Below are 16,140 nucleotides of genomic sequence, written 5' to 3'. Positions count from 1 at the left end.
ACGGTTCGGCGGCGGCGGGAGAAGCGAACTCCCGCCGCCTTCGTTCCGGTCCGCCATCTAAAGACAAGCAGTTATTGGGCCTTTCGCACCCCGAGGAACACCGTCAATGAAGAAGATCAAAGTCGCAAACCCGATCGTCGAGCTGGACGGCGACGAGATGACCCGGATCATCTGGAAGTTCATCAAGGACAAGCTGATCCTGCCCTATCTGGACATCGACCTGAAATATTACGATCTGGGCATCGAATACCGCGACAAGACCGACGACAAGGTGACGGTCGAGGCCTCGGAGGCCATCAAGAAGTACGGCGTCGGCGTCAAGTGCGCCACCATCACCCCCGACGAGGCGCGGGTGAAGGAATTCAACCTGAAGAAGATGTGGAAGTCGCCCAACGGCACCATCCGCAACATCCTCGACGGCACCGTGTTCCGCGAGCCGATCATCTGCAAGAACGTGCCGCGCCTGGTGCCCGGCTGGACCAAGCCCATCGTCATCGGCCGCCATGCCTTCGGCGACCAGTACAAGGCCACCGACTTCACCGTCCCCGGCCCCGGCAAGCTCTCCATCAAGTTCGTCGGCACCAACGGCGAGACCATCGAGCACGAAGTGTTCGACTTCCCCGGCGCCGGCGTGGCCATGGGCATGTACAACCTGGACGAGTCCATCTACGGCTTCGCCCGGGCCTGCATGAATTACGGCCTGCAGAAGAAGTGGCCGGTGTACCTGTCGACCAAGAACACCATTCTCAAGGCCTATGACGGCCGCTTCAAGGACATCTTCCAGGAAGTCTACGATGGTGAATTCAAGGCCGAGTTCGACAAGCTGGGCATCACCTACGAGCACCGCCTGATCGACGACATGGTCGCCTCGGCGCTGAAGTGGTCGGGCGAGTTCGTCTGGGCCTGCAAGAACTATGACGGCGACGTGCAGTCGGACACCGTGGCCCAGGGCTTCGGCTCGTTGGGCCTGATGACCTCGGTGCTGATGAGCCCCGACGGCAAGGTGGTCGAGGCCGAGGCCGCCCACGGCACGGTGACCCGTCACTACCGCGAGCACCAGAAGGGCAAGGAGACCTCGACCAACCCCATCGCGTCCATCTTCGCCTGGACCCGGGGCCTGTTCTACCGCGCCCAGTTCGACAACACCCCCGAGGTGGCCAAGTTCGCCCAGTCCCTCGAGGAAGTGTGCGTCGAAACCGTGGAATCCGGCTTCATGACCAAGGACCTGGCCATCCTGATCGGCCCCGGCCAGTCGTGGCTGACCACCCAGCAGTTCCTGGACAAGCTGGACGAGAACCTGAAGAAGCGGATGGGTCTGGCCTGATTCGCCAGACTGACCGTTCGGTCAAAAAAGAACCCCGCCGAGGCGAATGCGTCGGCGGGGTTTCTGTTTGGCGGGATCAGCGGATGCCGAACGCTTCGATGCGACGGCGCATCTCCTCTTGGGCATTGCTCAATTCACGCAGATTATCCCTGATCTTGGCCATGGCGGCGCCGAAACCGGCGCGAAAGGTGTCGAGATTGAACTGCATTCTTCGGCGCTTCCTTCGGCTGGATTTGGTCCAGGCATTGGCTATGCGCGAAGTATGTCAAAGATCGGTCAACACAATTCGCGCCGTTGGTTAACTGAATTTAAACCAATGCGAAATGTGCCGTCACGTCTCGATTCGGTAGTAGGTCCTTACCCGTAACTCTGTACCAGGGAGCCTACGACCAGATACCACCCGTCCACCATGACGAAGAAGATCAGCTTGAACGGAAGTGAGATCATGGCCGGTGGAATCATCATCATGCCCATGCTCATCAGCACCGAGGCGATGACCATGTCGATGATCAGGAAGGGCAGGAAGACCAGGAAGCCGATCTCGAAGGCCCGGCGCAGCTCGCTGATCATGAAGGCGGGAATCAGGGCCTTCAGGGGCACGTCCTCGGCCCTGGCCACTTCCCTAGAGCGCGACAGGTCCATGAACAGCTTCAGGTCCTGGGCGCGCACATGCTTGCTCATGAAGGCGTGAAACGGCCTGACGGCCTTCTCGAACCCCTCCAGTTCGTCCAGGTGGCCGTCCATCACCGGCTGGATGCCGTCGGTCCAGGCCTTCTCGAAGGTAGGCGCCATGACGAAGGCGGTGAGAAACATGGCCAGGCTGACCATCACCGTGTTGGGCGGGCTCTGCTGGGTGCCCAGCGCCTGGCGCAGAAAGCCCAGCACCACCACGAAGCGGGTGAACGACGTCACCATCACCAGGATGGAGGGCGCCACCGACAGCACGGTGGTCAGCGCGATCAGCTGGATGATGCGCGAGGTGGCGCTGGCCTGGGGGCCGCCCAGATCGATGTTCAGCGACTGGGCCAGCGCCGGTCCCGCCAGCAGGGCGGTCATGATGCCGGCGGCGATGGCCAGGATCAGCCGGGGGCGGGACGTCGGCAGGCGGGTCATACTCCGGTCTCCGGCTTGGTTGCGTTGGGCCATTCGGCCTCGGCCTTGGACAGGGCGAAGGCGGCCCGGGGACAATCGGCTTCCACCACCACGGGCTGCGCGCCGCCCAGGACCAGCAGATGCTCGCGGTCGTCGCGGCGCACCAGGACAAGACGATGTTTCACGTCCAGCGTCAAGGATTCGACGATGCCGAGGCGCCGTCCGGCGGCATTGCGCCCGGGCATGACGCCGGGCAGGCGTTGGCGCACCACCCAGACCACGGCGAAGATCAATCCCAGCACCGCCACCAGCGACAGGATGAAGCGCAGGTAATTGGCTGAATCCATGCTCAGGCGTCCAGGGAGGTCGGGTTGTGGCGCTGGGTCAGCGCGGCGGCCAGCCGGTCGAGGTCGGCGACCAGGGCCTCGAGGCCGGGGCGGAAGGCGGCGCCCTCGGTTCGCTCCAGGCCGAGGACGGCGCCGCAGACGAACTTCACCCGGCCTTCCAGGGCGGCCAGGTCCACCTCGGTGCCGGTGGCGAGCAGCCGGCGGGCGGTGCCCACCAGGGTGGCGGCCTTTTCCAGTTCCCGGGCGACGGTCTCGGACTGTTCGCTCATGCGCTCCCTCCCGGAGGCGGGGCCGCGCCCATGGCGGCGTTGGCGCGGTAGACATAGGCCAGGATCTCGGCCACGGCGACGAAGGCCTCCACCGGGATCACGGTGTCCACCTCGACGGCGGCCAGCACCTCGGCCAGATCGGGATCGGTGCGGACCTTCACCCCGTGGGCGAAGGCCAGTTGCAGAATCTGTTCGGCCACCGCGCCGCGCCCCGATGCGGTGACGGTGGGCATGCCCGGATTGTCGGGATCGTCGGCCAGCGCCACGGCGACCTGACGGCGCTGGGGCCGGGCGGCGGCCTTGGCCCGCTCGCTTTCCGCCTCCTCGTCCCAAATGTCCCTGTTGCCCATGGGCGGCTTCCCAACGCAATCGTCAGCCTTCACAATGGCCCCGGCGCGCTTAAAATTCGTTTAAGCCAAGGGTGGCCCGATCCGCCTCAAACCCGCGCCGCGACTCGGACTTTACGGAATCTTAAAAGGGTCGGGCGGATAGTGAACATGGCGAGAAAAGGCTCTGCTCGCCCATCATTGCTGCAGGCGTAAGGTTTGGCGCGAATGTACGACGATCTCGGCATTTTCAAGATGGCCAAGGCCCAGATGGACTGGATCGCCCAGCGCCAGGAGGTGCTGGCCGGCAACATCGCCAACGCCAACACGCCGCGCTACCTGCCCAAGGACATCAAGCCGCTGAACTTCAAGGAGGTCCTGGCCGGAACCTCCCAGCCCGAGGTCGGTGCCGCCGCCACCAACGCCAAGCATATCGTGCCCGAGATGGCGCCCAGCCCGTTCAAGGCCGTGACCCAGCGCCGCACCTACGAATCCACGCCCGACGGCAACGCCGTCATCCTGGAAGAGCAGATGGCCAAGATGGGCGAGGCCAATTCCCGCTACAACGCGGCCGCCTCGCTGTTCCAGAAGTACCAGAAGATGATCAAGACCGCCTCGGGCGGCCGTTAGAACCGCTGACCGGGTAAGTCGAAGAGACCGCCATGGACGAACTGAGCAAAAGTACGCAGACCGCCATTTCGGGCATGAAGGTGCAGTCCCAGCGCCTGCGCCTGATCTCGGAGAATCTCGCCAACGCCGATTCGCTGGCCCAGACGCCCGAGGGGCTGCCCTATCGCCGCAAGGTGATGACCTTCAAGAACGAGCTGGATCGCGCCACCGGCGTGGCCACCGTCAAGGTGGACAAGGTCCGGGGCGATTCGTCCGAGTTCCAGCGCCGCTACGACCCCAAGCATCCGGCCGCCGACCGCGACGGCTATGTTCTGGCGCCCAACGTCAATCCGCTGATCGAGATGATGGACATGCGCGAGGCCCAGCGCAGCTACGAGGCCAACATGAACGTCATCAACACGTCCCGCTCGCTGCTGTCGCGCACCATCGAGATGTTGCGCTAGGCCTGATGCCGGTTTAAGGATTCGCCATCATGACTTCCCGCCTGACCGACGCCATCTCCGCCTACAAGACCGCCGCCAACCCGTTCGAATCGGTGGGCAAGGCTGCCGAGCCCGAGGGTAACGGCACCGATTTCGCCAGCGTGCTGAAGGATGCCGCCAAGGTGGTGGTGGGCGACGCCAAGTCGGCGGAAAAGGCCTCCATGGCCGCCATCGCCGGCAAGGCCGACATCCGGGAAGTGGTGGCCGCCGTGGCCAATGCGGAAATGACCCTGGAAACCGTGGTCAATGTCCGCGACAAGGTGATCAACGCCTATAACGAAATCCTGCGCATGCCCATCTGAGCCTGGGGCCGCCGCAAGGATGACCGAACCAGAACTCATCGACATCGCTCGCGAATCCATCCTCGTCATGCTGAAGGTGGCGGCGCCCACCCTGCTGACCGGCCTGGTGGTGGGCCTGGTGATTTCCATCTTCCAGACGCTGACCCAAATTCAGGAACAGACCCTGACCTTCGTGCCGAAAATGCTGTTGGTCTTCGCCTCCATGATTCTGTTCCTGCCCTTCATGCTGCACTCGCTGACCGAGTTCTGGAAGTTGATCATGGACCGCGTCATCGCCGGCGGCGGCTGACGTGCTGACCGAACTGCTGCAACTGGACATCTTCCGCTTCTTTCTGGTGTTCACCCGCCTGGGCGCGGCGCTGATGCTGTTTCCCGGCCTGGGCGGCTCGCTGGTCTCGACCCGCATCCGCCTGCTGCTGGCGCTGTCGGTGGCCTTCGTCATGCTGCCGGCGGTGGGGGGCTCGTTCCCGCGGGTGCCGGGTTCGGTGGGCGGCATGCTGCTCGCCATCTTCGGCGAGGCGGTGATCGGCATCTATCTCGGCACGGTGGTGATGATCATCATGTCGACGCTGAACATGGCCGGTTCCATGATCGGCTATCAGACGGGCCTGACCAACGCCTTCTCGTTCGACCCCATCGCCCAGCAGCAGAGCCAGCTGCTGACCGGCTTCCTGTCCAATATCGGCCTGGTGGCGGTGTTCGCCACCGACCTGCATCATCTGATGTTCCAGGCGGTGTTCGAATCCTACGCCCTGTTTCCCCCCGGCCAGCCGCTGCAATTCGGCGACTACGCCGAGACGCTGGGTCATCTGGTCACCGAGACCTTCAAGGTCGGCACCCAGTTCGCGGCGCCGCTGGTGGTGTTCGGGCTGGTGTTCTACACTGGCCTCGGCCTGCTGTCGCGCCTCGTGCCCTCGCTGCAGGTGTTCTTCGTCGCCATGCCGGTGCAGGTGATGGTGGGGATGTGGCTGTTCATGGTATCGATGCCCCTGATCGTCACCTTGTTCCTGCGTTTCTTCGAAGCCGGCCTGATGCCCTACGTCCAGCCCAGGTGAGACCATGGCCGACGATTCCGCCGAAGACAAAACAGAAGAGCCGACAGACCGAAAACTGAGCCAGGCCCGCGAGCAGGGCAACATTCCCACCTCCCAGGAGGTGAAGGTCTGGGCCGGTCTGGTGGGCGCCTTGGCCATCGTCGCCATGTTCGCGCCCCACATGGCCCAGGACGTCCAGCGCCTGATGCTGCCCTTCATCGAGCATCCCCACGCCTTTCCCATGGAGCAGGCCGATGTGGGGCAGGTGCTGGCCGAAGTGACGCTCAGCATGATCAAGCTGATGATCCTGCCCATGCTGCTGCTGATGGTCCTGGCCGTCGCCTCGTCCATGGCCCAGAGCGGGCTGATGTTCCTGCCCGACAAGCTGACCATGGATTTTTCCAAGCTGAGTCCCATGAAGGGCCTTACGCGCATTTTTTCCGGCCGCAATCTGGTCGAGTTCGTGAAGTCCCTGTTCAAGGTCGGCGCCATCGGCTTCGTCATCTTCCTGGTGCTGAAATCGCATATGAGCGAATACGCCGGACTGGCGGCGCTGGAGCTGATGGCGGTGATGGAGTACCTGCGCCACCAGGTGTTGGCCATGATCCTGATCGTGGTGCTGATGGTCTTCGCCCTGGCCGCCGCCGACTGGTTCTACCAGCGCTGGTCGTTCAATCAGCAGATGAAGATGACCAAGCAGGAGATCAAGGACGAGCACAAGCAGACCGAAGGCGACCCCATGATCAAGGGCCGCCTGCGCGCGTTGCGCATGCAGCGCGCCCGCCAGCGCATGATGGCCGCGGTGCCCAAGGCCAGCGTGGTGGTCACCAACCCCACCCATTACGCGGTGGCGCTGCAATACGACCAGGATTCCATGGGGGCTCCCATCCTGGTGGCCAAGGGCGTCGATCTGATCGCCAAGCGCATCCGCGACCTCGCCACCGAGAACGAGGTGCCCATCGTCGAGAATCCGCCGCTTGCCCGCGCCCTCTACGCCAGCGTGGACCTGGACGAGGAAATTCCGCCTGAGCACTACAAGACGGTGGCGGAGATCATCGGTTACGTCATGAAGCTGAAGGGCGAAATTGCGCACTGAATCCATCGCCTCCCCGCTGGTCCTCAGCCTGGCCGCCGCGGTGGCCGGGACCGCGCTGCTGGGGGTGGCCGAGGCCGGCTGGCCTTCCATCGCCGCCAGCGCCCTGGTGGCGGCGGTGTCGGGGGGGATGCTGCTGCGCCGGCGCGGCCGTCCGGCGGGCGAGGAGGCCGCCCTGGCCGGGGCGCTGGATTCGGAAACCCGCGCCGTGCTGGTGGCGGCCTCCGACGGGCGCGAGCTCTACCGCAATCAGGCGGCCCGCCGCCTGCTGGGGAGTGCCGCCGACCCCCTGGCGCCGCTCAAGGCGCGGGCCGCCGATGACGACCGCGCCCTGGCCGAGCTGGAGCGCCTGGACGCGGCGGCCGCGGTGGGCGCGCCGCGGCGCACCGAGGTGAGCGTCATCTCGGCGGGCGGCGGGCGCGAGTGGTTCGCGCTCGAGGTCCGCCCGGCCGGCGGCGCCCAGGCGGTGGCCTGGAGCATCGAGGACATCAGCCCGCGCCGCGCCATCGAGGAGACCCTGCGGCGCGAGAACGAACTGCTTTCCGATTTCGTCGATCTGCTGCCGGTGGGCTGCTATTCGGCGGATGCCGACGGCACGGTGCGCTACGTCAACCAGCGCCTGGCCGAATGGCTGGGCAAGAGCGGCGACGAGATCGTCGGCCACAATCTGGCCGAGGTGTTCGGCACCGTCCCCAATCCGGAAGAAGAGCGGGCCGAGCTGCGCCTCAGGGGCCGCTCGGGCGAGGTCTTCCAGGCCCTGGTCGCCCATTCGGTGTTCGACGAGGGCGGCGAGATGTTCACCCGTTCCGTCGTGGTGCGCGACCTGGTGCCGGAACAGCAATGGGAAAAGGCGCTGCGCGCCGCCGAACGCCGCTTCCGCTGGCTGTTCGACGACGCGCCGGTGGGCATCGCCCTGGTGGATCTGGACGGAGCCATCGGCGCCTGCAATCTGGCGCTCCAGGCCATGCTGGGCATCGACCGCGACGACATGGTGGGCCGTCCGGTGATCGACGTCATCGCCGAGGATAATCGCGCCGCCGCCTCGGAGCAGCTGGGCAAGGTCATCGCCGGCTCGACGCCGGGCACCCATCTGGAAGTGCGCCTGAAAGGGCGGCGCAACCTCATCGCCCAGCTGTTCGTCAGCCCCAGCCACGAGGACGGCGACATCTCGGGCCTGGTCATCCACTTCATCGACGCCACCGAGCAGCGCAACCTGGAAATGCAGTTCGCCCAGAGCCAGAAGATGCAGGCCATGGGCCAGCTGGCCGGCGGCGTGGCCCACGATTTCAACAACCTGCTCACCGCCATGATCGGCTTTTGCGATCTGCTGCTTCAGCGCCACGGGGCGGGCGATCCCAGCTTCGCCGACATCATGCAGGTCAAGCAGAACGCCAACCGCGCCGCCTCGCTGGTGCGCCAGCTGCTGGCCTTCTCGCGCCGTCAGGCGCTTCAACCCCGCCTGCTGAACGTCACCGACGCGCTGGCCGAACTCTCCAACCTGCTGCGCCGCCTCCTGGGCGAGACCATCGAGCTGCGCATGACCCACGGCCGCGCGCTTGGCCTGGTGCGCGTCGATCCCGGCCAGTTCGACCAGGTCATCATCAACCTTGCCGTCAACGCCCGCGACGCCATGCCCGGCGGCGGGGCGCTCACCATCCGCACCAACACCGTCCATGTGGACCAGCCCATTCAGCGGGGCCCTGAACTGATGCCGGCCGGCGACTACGTGCAGATCGAGGTGATTGACACCGGCACCGGCATCGGCAAGGAAAACCTGGCGCGCATCTTCGAGCCGTTCTTCTCCACCAAGGAGGTGGGGGCGGGCACCGGTCTCGGCCTGTCCACCGTCTACGGCATCGTGCGCCAGACCGACGGCTTCATCTTCGTGGAATCAGAACCCGGCCAGGGCGCCACCTTCTCCATCTACCTGCCGCGCATCGACGCCGACCCGGCGGCCGAAACCAGGCGCCCCGCCCAGCAGGCCGAAGCCGCCGGCGCCGACCTCACCGGCTCGGGCACCATCCTGCTGGTGGAGGACGAGGACGCCGTGCGGCTGTTCGGCGCCCGCGCGCTCAGGAACAAGGGCTACACGGTGATCGAGGCCCGTTCGGGCGAGCAGGCCATGGAGGTGCTGAACGGTGGCGAGCCCATCGCCGTCCTCATCTCCGACGTGGTCATGCCCGGCATGGACGGCGTCACGCTGGCCCGCTTCGTGCGCATGGAACGCCCCGACATCCGCGTCATCCTTATCTCCGGCTATTCCGAAGACGTCGCCCGCGACGGCATCGACCCCGATGCCGGCATCCACTTCCTTCCCAAGCCCTTTTCGCTCAAGCAGCTGGCCGGGGCGGTCAAGCAGGTGATGGAGGGGGGATAGGAACCGTCGCCGGAACCCAATAAGAACAAATGCGAACAATTCCCCTTGCGTTCTCATCTCGTTCGTGTACGGTAATCCTCATTGCGGAACCGCCCGGTTCGGGATAGATGAAGGGGAACGGCCATGTCTCAGGCTGCATTGCGTCTCGTGGACAAGGATACCATGGATAGACAGAAGGCTTTGGAAGCCGCCGTCAGCCAGATCGAGCGGGCGTTCGGCAAGGGCTCCATCATGAAGATGGGCCAGAAGGACCAGGTGGTCGAGACCGAGGTGATCTCCACCGGGTCGCTGGGTCTGGACGTGGCTTTGGGCATCGGTGGCCTGCCGCGCGGGCGCATCATCGAGGTCTATGGTCCGGAAAGCTCGGGCAAGACCACGCTGGCGCTGCACGTCATCGCCGAGGCCCAGAAGAAGGGCGGCACCTGCGCCTTCGTCGACGCCGAGCATGCGCTGGACCCCGTCTACGCCCGCAAGCTGGGTGTCAACCTCGACGAATTGCTGATCAGCCAGCCCGATGCCGGCGAACAGGCGCTGGAAATCGCCGACACCCTGGTGCGTTCGGGCGCCATCGACGTCCTCGTGGTGGACTCGGTGGCCGCCCTGGTGCCGCGCGCCGAGCTGGAAGGCGAGATGGGCGACAACCACATGGGCCTGCATGCCCGCCTGATGAGCCAGGCGCTGCGCAAGCTGACCGGCTCGGTGTCCAAGTCCAAGACCATCGTCATCTTCATCAACCAGATCCGCATGAAGATCGGCGTGATGTTCGGCAACCCGGAGACCACCACCGGCGGCAACGCGCTGAAGTTCTATGCCTCGGTGCGCATGGAGATCCGCCGGGTCGGCGCCATCAAGGACAGAGACGAGGTGGTGGGCAACCAGACCCGCGTCAAGGTGGTGAAGAACAAGCTGGCCCCGCCGTTCAAGGTGGTGGATTTCGACATCATGTACGGCGAGGGCGTCTCCAAGATGGGAGAGCTCATCGATCTCGGCGTCAAGGCCAACGTGGTGGAGAAGTCGGGGGCGTGGTTCTCCTACAATTCCACCCGCATCGGCCAGGGCCGCGAGAACGCCAAGCAGTTCCTGCGCGACAATCCGGCCATGGCCGCCGAGATCGAGGGCGCCATCCGCCAGAACGCCGGCCTCATTTCCGAGGCCCTGGCCGGCGGTCCCGGCGATCTGGACGGCACGCCGGTCGAGGAATAGGTCCGGTCGAAAATATCGGCCGGGGAACCATCCGTCCGCCGCAAGAAAAGAGGCCACCCGTCGGAAGGCGGGTGGCCTTTGTTGTGATGGACGGGCGCGGCGCTCATGCGAGCATTGAGCGAGGGGCCAAGCGCGCTGAAAGCGCGCGCCCGGCGAGGGGCAAGCATAAAGCCCGGCAGCGGCCGCTCTTAGAACAACGTAACCAGACTGTCGATCTGGGTAGTGCTCAAGGCGGCGATCTGGGTGGCGTTGAGCGCGGCGGCCTGGGTGGTGCTGAGCGACAGGATCTGGGTGGTGGACAGTGCCGCCACGCTGGCCGACGAGAGCGCCCCCGCCTGGGTGGCGGTCAGGCCGTCGATCTGGCTGGTGGTCAGATTGGCCACGCTGGTGGAGGACAGGGCCGCCAACTGGGCGGTGGTCAGGGCGCCGAGCTGGGCGGAAGTGACGGCTGCCAATTGGGTCGACGACAACCCTCCGATCCCGGTCGAGCTCAGTCCGCGAAGCTGGGTGGAAATCAGGGACGCCACCTGGGTGCTGGTCAGCCCGTCCAGCTGGCTGGTCTTGAGCACCGCCATGACGGTGGCGCTCAGGCCCCTGACCTGGGTGGTGGAGAGTGCCGCCAGCGAAAGCGAGTTCAGCCCGGGCACGGCGGTGGAGAGTATGGAACCCAGGGTGGTGGCGCCCAGGCTGCCGAGCTGGGTGGTGGACAGGGCGCTGAAATCGGTGGAATCCAGGCCGCGGGCCTGGGCCGCGCTGATGGCCGCCACCTGGGTGGTGGTGAGCGTCGAGAACTGGGTGGTGTTGAGGCCCGTCATGCTGGTGGCGGTCAGGGCGCCGATTTGGGTGGTGGTCAACGCCTGCGCCTCGGTGGAGGTCAGTCCGCCGATCTGGGTGGTGGTCAGGGTGGCGACCTGGGTGGCGCTGAGGCCGGCCAGCTGGGTGGTCGACAGACCGGTAAGAGCCGTGGTGGACAGGGCCGCGACCGAGGTGGTGGTGATCCGCGACAATTGGGTGGTGGTCAGCCCGGTAATCTGGGTCGATGTCAGCCCCGTTATGGTGGTGGCGCTCAATTGGGCGATGCCGGTGGTGCTCAGCGAGCCGATGGCGGTCGAGCTCAGTCCGGTCATCTGCGTGGTGGTGAGCGCCGTGACATTGCCCAGGGACAGGCCGTTGACCTGGGTCGTGGACAGGTTGCCCAGGGTGGTGGTGGACAGGCCGCGAACCTGGGTGGCCGTCAATCCCGCGATCTGGGTGGTGGTCAAAGCCGCCGACTGGGTCGTGCTCAGGGCTTGCAGATTGGTGGTCGAAAGGAACCTGACCTGGGTCGCGGTCAGGCCGACCAGACCCGTGGTGGACAGCCCGGTCGCCATGGTGGTGGACAGCCCGCCCAACTGGGCGGCGACCAGACCCGTCATCTGAGTGGTCGACAGCTGGGCCAGGCCGGTGGTGGACAGGCCATTGAACTGGGTGGCGGTCAGCGCGCCGAGCAGCGACGAGGACAGGCCGGCGGCCTGGGTGGTGGAAAGGGATCCCAATTCGGTGGTGGTCAGGCCACGGATGCTGGCGCCGCTGATGGACGCCAGCTGGGTGGTGGAAAGGCTTCCCACCTGGGTGGTGGTCAAGGCCCCCACGCCCGACGCGCTGAGCGCCGCCACCGCGGTGGTCGTCAGTCCGCCGACCTGGGTGGAGGACAGCGCCGCGAGCTTGGTGGTGGCCAAGGTGGCGATGGCGGTGGCGCGCAGGTTGCAGAGCTGGGTGGTGGAAAGAGCCACCAGCCCCGTGGTGGTGATGCCTCCCACCTGGGTGGTGGACAGGGTGCCGACCTGGGTGGTGGTCAGCGCGCTGAGCGACGTGGTGTCCAGGGCGGCCAGCTGGGTCGCGGTCAGCCTGGCCGTCTGGTTGGTGGTCAGCGCGGTGATCTGGGTGGTCGCGATGGTATTGAGCTGGGTGGAGGACAGCACCGCCAGACCGGTGACGGACAGGCCGGCGATCTGGGTGGTGGAAAAGGTCGAAAGCGCGGTGGTGGTCAGGCCGGCGGCCTGGGTCGCGGTCAGGGCGATCAGCTGGAAGGCGCCGACCCCGGTGATCTGGGTGGTGGAGAGCGACGCCAGATCCGTGGTGTTCAGCGCAGCGAAGGATGCCGCCGCCAAACTGCCCAGCTGAGTGCAGGTGAGGCCGTTGATCTGGGTGGTGGTGAGGGATGCGGCCGCGGTGGAGCTCAGCCGGCTGAGCTGGGTGGTGGACAGCTGGGCCAGGTCGGTGGTGTCCAGAACCCCGAGCTGGGTGGCGGTCAGCGCGCCGACCTGGGTGAAGGTCAGGCTGCCGACCTGGGTGGTCGTCAAGGCGTTGATCAGCGATGAGCTCAAGCCGGTCATCTGGGACGCGGTCATCGCCGACAACTGCGTGGTCTGCAACGACGCGACCTGGGTGGTGGACAGCGCGGCCACATCGGTGGCTTCCAGTCCGGCGACCTGGACAGTGGTCAGCGAGTTCAGGTCGGTGGTGGTCAGTCCGGCCAGACCCGACGACGACAGCGCCGCCACCTGCAACACGCTCAGCGAGCGCAGCTGGGTGGTGGTCATGGCGTCCAGGGTGGTGGTGGACAGGCCGTTGATCTGGGTGGTGGTCAGTCCGGCCACCTGGGTGGTGGACAGGGCGGCAAGCTGGGTGGTGGTGAACGCCCCCAGCTGGGTGGCGGTGAAGCCCCGGGTCTGGGCGGTGGTCAATCCCCCCATCTGGGTGGTGGTCAGGTTGGTGAGCTGGGTGGAGGTCATCCCCACCAGCACGCCCGAGGACAATCCGCCCAGTTGGGTGGTGGACAGCGTCGCCAGGCTGGTGGTGGAGACCGCGCCCAGCTGCGACGCGGTCAGGCTGCTGAACTGGGTGGCGGTCAGTCCGCTCAATTGCGTGGTCGACAGCGAATCGACCTCGGTGGTGGTCAGTCCGCGCAACTGGGTGAGGCTGAGCCGGCTCAACTGGGTGGTGGACACCGCCGCCAGCTGGGTGGTGGACAGGCCGCCGATCTGGGTGAGGGTCAGGCCGCCGATCTGGGTCACCGTCAGCGCCGCCACCTGGGTGGTCGAGGAACTTCCCAGTTGCGGCGTGGTCAGGCTGGCGATGCCGGTGGCGCTCAGGGCCGACAGCTGGGTGGTGGAGAGCTGCCCCACCTCGGTGGTGGTGAGACCCGCCACCTGCGTCTGGGTCAGCATGCCCATTTGGGTCGTGGTCAGCGCCGACAGCTGGGTGGTGGAGATGGAGGTCAGCTGGGTCGTGGTCAACTGCACCAGCTGGGTGAAGCCCAGGCCCGCCACCTGGGTGGTGGAGAGCCCCCCGACCTGGGTGGTGCTGAGCGCGCGTACAGCCGTGGCGGACAATTGCGACAGTTGGATGGTGGACACCGCCGCCAGCGAGGTGGTGGTCAATCCGCCCATCTGGGTGGCGGTCAAATTGCTGACCTGGGTGCAGGCCAGGCCGGTGATCTGGGTGGTGGACACCGCCGCCAGCTGGGTGGTGGTCAGGCCGGTGACGTTGGTTGCCGTCAGCGCGGCCAGCTGGGTCGCGGCCAGACTGGCGAACTGGGTGGTGGACATGACGCCCAGGTCGGTGCGTTCCAGCGCCGCCATCTGGGTGGTGGAGAGCGCCGCCACATCGGTGGTCTCGATCCCCGCCACCTGGGTGGTGGTCAGCGCCGCCACCTGGGCGGCGGACAGGGCCGCCACCTGGGTCGAGGTGAGATCGGCCACCACCGTCGTGCTGAGCGAGCGTACCTGGGTGACGGTCATTCCGCCGATCTGGGTGGCGGTCAAGGCGTTGAGATGGGTGGTATCCAGCGCGGAAACATGGGTGGAGCTCAACCCGGCGACCTGGGTCCGCGTCAGGCTGCCCAGCTGGGTGGAGCTGAGCGCGTTCAGCTGGGTGGTGGAGATGCCGGAAATGCCGGTGGTGGAAAAGCCCGTCACCTGGGTGGTGGTGAGATCCGCCAGCTGAGTGGTGGTCAGGCCGGAAATCTGCGTGGTGTTCAACGCCCCCAGATGAGTGCTGCCCAGCCCGGCCATCTGCGTGGTGGTGACGGCGTTCAGATGGGTCGATGTCAGCCCGCGCGCCTGACTTGCCGTCAGCGCCCCCAGCTGGGTCGAGGCCAGGACGGCGACCTGGGTGGTGTTCAGCGCTCCCACCTCGGTGACGGTCAGGCCCCTGATCTGCAGGCTGGAGAGCACGGCGACCTCGGCGGCGTCGAAGGCGTCCACCTGGGCGGCGCTCAGGATCGACAGCTGGGTGGGCGTGAAGCCCATCTGGCCGGGGGTCAGGGCATGAATCTGGGTGGTGGTCAGCGCCGCCGCCTGGGTGGTGCCCAACTGGCTGATCTGAGTCGACGACAGCGCCTGGATGTTGGTGACGGTGAACGCCTGGACCTGCGTCGCGTTCAGGGCTGTCAGCGATGCCGACGACAGCGACTGCACCGCCGTCACCGTAAGGGCGGAGATCTGTGTGGCTGTCAGGAATGAGACAGGCGAGACCACGGAGCAGCACTTCCAGTTTTGGGAAAGCCGTAACCTTTACCGAATAGCAGAAGTGGTCATAACGCCAGGTTAACGCGGATGTTCCGAGCCGGAGGGAACCGCGTTATCGTGGTTCGCTGGCGCGGAGCATCCGGAAGCGTAGGGTCTATGTCTTGCAAAGCCCGTATCCTGTTTGTTGACGACGATATCCGGGTTCTGGCGGCTTTGCGCCGGTCCCTGCATCCTCAGGCTGCGCGCTGGGAGATGGAGTTCCAGTCGTCCCCAGAGGCGGCTGTGGAGACGTACCGGACGTGGAAGCCCCAGGTGGTGGTGACCGACATGAAAATGCCGGGCATGAACGGCCTCCAGATGGTTATGGCCATGCGGCGCATCGGCGATACGGCTCGTTATATCGTTCTGACGGGCACGGCCGATTTGCGGACCGCCATCGACGCCATAAACCAGGCGGAGATATTCCGTTTTTTCACCAAGCCCTGTCCTTCGTTCCTGTTGGTTGAGGGGATAGAGGCGGCCCTGGCCACGCCAGACCCCATGCCCGTGCCCACGGCAGATACTTTTGCCGATACGGCCTTGGACAAACTCCCTGTTGCCATCCTGGTGGTGGATGCCGACGCCCGGGTCTTGTTCATGAACCGACTGGGAGGGGCCTTCAGTGCCGCCGGGGACGGCATCATCATCGGGGCACGAAAGGTCTGCCGCGCTGCCACGCCGGTTGAAACATCCCATCTGCATGCGCTGATCGTATCGGCGATCCAGACCGGAGATGACGGCGTGATGCGTCTATCCCGGTCCGATGCCTCTCCGCTGTCGGTGGCGGTGACCGCCCTGGAAGGAGGGGGCAGCACGCCAAAGGCCGCACTTTACATTTCCGATCCCGACAACCATCCCATTCCCAATGCCAACGAGGTGATGCGCCTGCTGGAACTGACCCATGCCGAAGCCAAACTCGCCCATGCCATGGCGCGCGGCTTGTCCCTTGACGAGGCCGCCGTGGAAGGGGGCATTACCGTTGGTACGGCGCGGGGATACCTGAAGCAGATTTTCGCCAAGACCGGCAAGGCCCGGCAGGCAGAATTGGTCCGGCTTATCCTGAGCCTGCCGGTCGCCCTCCCAAATGGGAGTGCCTCCAAAACTAAATAAG

At 65.7% G+C, this 16,140-nt stretch carries 16 protein-coding genes; 10 read left to right on the top strand and 6 right to left on the bottom strand.

All coding sequences use genetic code 11. The features are described 5' to 3' along the window. Positions 1 to 106 precede the first annotated feature (106 nt). Positions 107 to 1,324: an NADP-dependent isocitrate dehydrogenase gene (locus WV31_RS03625; protein ID WP_085372308.1), complete on the top strand. Its 1,218-nt coding sequence runs from the start codon at positions 107 to 109 to the stop codon at positions 1,322 to 1,324. A 76-nt stretch (positions 1,325 to 1,400) separates the two neighbouring features. On the opposite strand, the gene WV31_RS22640 is transcribed toward WV31_RS03625, so the two are convergent. The 5 genes from WV31_RS22640 to WV31_RS03605 all read right to left on the bottom strand — a co-directional run bounded on the left by WV31_RS22640 (position 1,401) and on the right by WV31_RS03605 (position 3,382). After that, positions 1,401 to 1,532, bottom strand: coding sequence for a hypothetical protein (locus WV31_RS22640; RefSeq protein ID WP_257788788.1), 132 nt, complete (start codon positions 1,530 to 1,532; stop codon positions 1,401 to 1,403). Between the two features lie 149 nt (positions 1,533 to 1,681). Further along, positions 1,682 to 2,437 carry a flagellar type III secretion system pore protein FliP gene (gene fliP / locus WV31_RS03620; protein WP_085372307.1) on the bottom strand — a complete coding sequence of 252 codons (756 nt, stop codon included), beginning with the start codon at positions 2,435 to 2,437 and terminating at the stop codon, positions 1,682 to 1,684. After that, positions 2,434 to 2,763, bottom strand: a complete 330-nt coding sequence (locus WV31_RS03615; protein WP_085372306.1) for a FliO/MopB family protein — start codon at positions 2,761 to 2,763, stop codon at positions 2,434 to 2,436. The genes fliP and WV31_RS03615 overlap by 4 nt, the downstream gene beginning before the upstream one ends. 2 nt (positions 2,764 to 2,765) lie before the next feature. Further along, the gene (locus WV31_RS03610) at positions 2,766 to 3,032 is read right to left on the bottom strand and encodes a hypothetical protein (RefSeq protein WP_085372305.1); all 267 of its coding nucleotides are present in this window, start codon (positions 3,030 to 3,032) and stop codon (positions 2,766 to 2,768) included. Next, positions 3,029 to 3,382: an EscU/YscU/HrcU family type III secretion system export apparatus switch protein gene (locus tag WV31_RS03605; RefSeq protein WP_085372304.1), complete on the bottom strand. Its 354-nt coding sequence runs from the start codon at positions 3,380 to 3,382 to the stop codon at positions 3,029 to 3,031. Before WV31_RS03605 ends, WV31_RS03610 begins: the two co-directional genes overlap by 4 nt. Before the next feature lie 204 nt (positions 3,383 to 3,586). Here WV31_RS03605 and flgB point away from each other — a divergent pair, with 204 nt between their 5' ends. The 8 genes from flgB (at position 3,587) to recA (ending at position 10,479) form a co-directional block, all read left to right on the top strand. Further along, positions 3,587 to 3,988 carry a flagellar basal body rod protein FlgB gene (gene flgB, locus WV31_RS03600; protein WP_085372303.1) on the top strand — a complete coding sequence of 134 codons (402 nt, stop codon included), beginning with the start codon at positions 3,587 to 3,589 and terminating at the stop codon, positions 3,986 to 3,988. 32 nt (positions 3,989 to 4,020) lie between these two features. Further along, entirely contained in the window at positions 4,021 to 4,431 is a 411-nt protein-coding gene (gene flgC / locus WV31_RS03595; RefSeq protein ID WP_068428344.1) for a flagellar basal body rod protein FlgC, read from the top strand. A 29-nt stretch (positions 4,432 to 4,460) separates the two neighbouring features. Then, entirely contained in the window at positions 4,461 to 4,772 is a 312-nt protein-coding gene (locus tag WV31_RS03590) for a flagellar hook-basal body complex protein FliE (RefSeq protein ID WP_085372302.1), read from the top strand. Positions 4,773 to 4,791: 19 nt separating this feature from the next. Beyond that, a complete protein-coding gene (gene fliQ / locus WV31_RS03585) occupies positions 4,792 to 5,061 on the top strand; it encodes a flagellar biosynthesis protein FliQ (protein ID WP_085372301.1) in 270 nt (89 codons plus the stop codon). A gap of 1 nt (position 5,062) precedes the next feature. Continuing rightward, entirely contained in the window at positions 5,063 to 5,827 is a 765-nt protein-coding gene (gene fliR / locus WV31_RS03580) for a flagellar biosynthetic protein FliR (protein WP_085372300.1), read from the top strand. Between the two features lie 4 nt (positions 5,828 to 5,831). Next, positions 5,832 to 6,902 (top strand): flagellar biosynthesis protein FlhB, encoded by a 1,071-nt coding sequence (gene flhB, locus WV31_RS03575; protein WP_085372299.1) that lies wholly within the window; start codon positions 5,832 to 5,834, stop codon positions 6,900 to 6,902. Then, positions 6,892 to 9,276 carry a PAS domain-containing protein gene (locus WV31_RS03570; protein ID WP_085372298.1) on the top strand — a complete coding sequence of 795 codons (2,385 nt, stop codon included), beginning with the start codon at positions 6,892 to 6,894 and terminating at the stop codon, positions 9,274 to 9,276. Before flhB ends, WV31_RS03570 begins: the two co-directional genes overlap by 11 nt. A 123-nt stretch (positions 9,277 to 9,399) precedes the next feature. Continuing rightward, on the top strand, positions 9,400 to 10,479 hold the full coding sequence (gene recA / locus WV31_RS03565; RefSeq protein WP_085372297.1) for a recombinase RecA: 1,080 nt from the start codon (positions 9,400 to 9,402) through the stop codon (positions 10,477 to 10,479). Positions 10,480 to 10,667: 188 nt separating this feature from the next. On the opposite strand, the gene WV31_RS22295 is transcribed toward recA, so the two are convergent. Further along, positions 10,668 to 14,999, bottom strand: a complete 4,332-nt coding sequence (locus WV31_RS22295) for a beta strand repeat-containing protein (RefSeq protein ID WP_206072578.1) — start codon at positions 14,997 to 14,999, stop codon at positions 10,668 to 10,670. Positions 15,000 to 15,146: 147 nt separating this feature from the next. Here WV31_RS22295 and WV31_RS03555 point away from each other — a divergent pair, with 147 nt between their 5' ends. Continuing rightward, positions 15,147 to 16,139: a DNA-binding response regulator gene (locus WV31_RS03555; protein WP_168185843.1), complete on the top strand. Its 993-nt coding sequence runs from the start codon at positions 15,147 to 15,149 to the stop codon at positions 16,137 to 16,139. Position 16,140: the final 1 nt, after the last annotated feature.

The sequence above is a fragment of the Magnetospirillum sp. ME-1 genome (genome assembly GCF_002105535.1).
GTDB lineage: Bacteria > Pseudomonadota > Alphaproteobacteria > Rhodospirillales > Magnetospirillaceae > Phaeospirillum.
This window is presented reverse-complemented; position numbering and strand designations above follow the sequence as displayed.

What these genes read in the sequence shown, in the direction of transcription:
- WV31_RS03625 (WP_085372308.1), top strand. Translation starts at nt 107, where the DNA reads ATGAAGAAGATCAAAGTCGCAAACCCGATCGTCGAGCTGGACGGCGAC.
- WV31_RS22640 (WP_257788788.1), bottom strand. Translation starts at nt 1,532, where the DNA reads ATGCAGTTCAATCTCGACACCTTTCGCGCCGGTTTCGGCGCCGCCATG.
- fliP (WP_085372307.1), bottom strand. Translation starts at nt 2,437, where the DNA reads ATGACCCGCCTGCCGACGTCCCGCCCCCGGCTGATCCTGGCCATCGCC.
- WV31_RS03615 (WP_085372306.1), bottom strand. Translation starts at nt 2,763, where the DNA reads ATGGATTCAGCCAATTACCTGCGCTTCATCCTGTCGCTGGTGGCGGTG.
- WV31_RS03610 (WP_085372305.1), bottom strand. Translation starts at nt 3,032, where the DNA reads ATGAGCGAACAGTCCGAGACCGTCGCCCGGGAACTGGAAAAGGCCGCC.
- WV31_RS03605 (WP_085372304.1), bottom strand. Translation starts at nt 3,382, where the DNA reads ATGGGCAACAGGGACATTTGGGACGAGGAGGCGGAAAGCGAGCGGGCC.
- flgB (WP_085372303.1), top strand. Translation starts at nt 3,587, where the DNA reads ATGTACGACGATCTCGGCATTTTCAAGATGGCCAAGGCCCAGATGGAC.
- flgC (WP_068428344.1), top strand. Translation starts at nt 4,021, where the DNA reads ATGGACGAACTGAGCAAAAGTACGCAGACCGCCATTTCGGGCATGAAG.
- WV31_RS03590 (WP_085372302.1), top strand. Translation starts at nt 4,461, where the DNA reads ATGACTTCCCGCCTGACCGACGCCATCTCCGCCTACAAGACCGCCGCC.
- fliQ (WP_085372301.1), top strand. Translation starts at nt 4,792, where the DNA reads ATGACCGAACCAGAACTCATCGACATCGCTCGCGAATCCATCCTCGTC.
- flhB (WP_085372299.1), top strand. Translation starts at nt 5,832, where the DNA reads ATGGCCGACGATTCCGCCGAAGACAAAACAGAAGAGCCGACAGACCGA.
- recA (WP_085372297.1), top strand. Translation starts at nt 9,400, where the DNA reads ATGTCTCAGGCTGCATTGCGTCTCGTGGACAAGGATACCATGGATAGA.
- WV31_RS03555 (WP_168185843.1), top strand. Translation starts at nt 15,147, where the DNA reads ATGTCTTGCAAAGCCCGTATCCTGTTTGTTGACGACGATATCCGGGTT.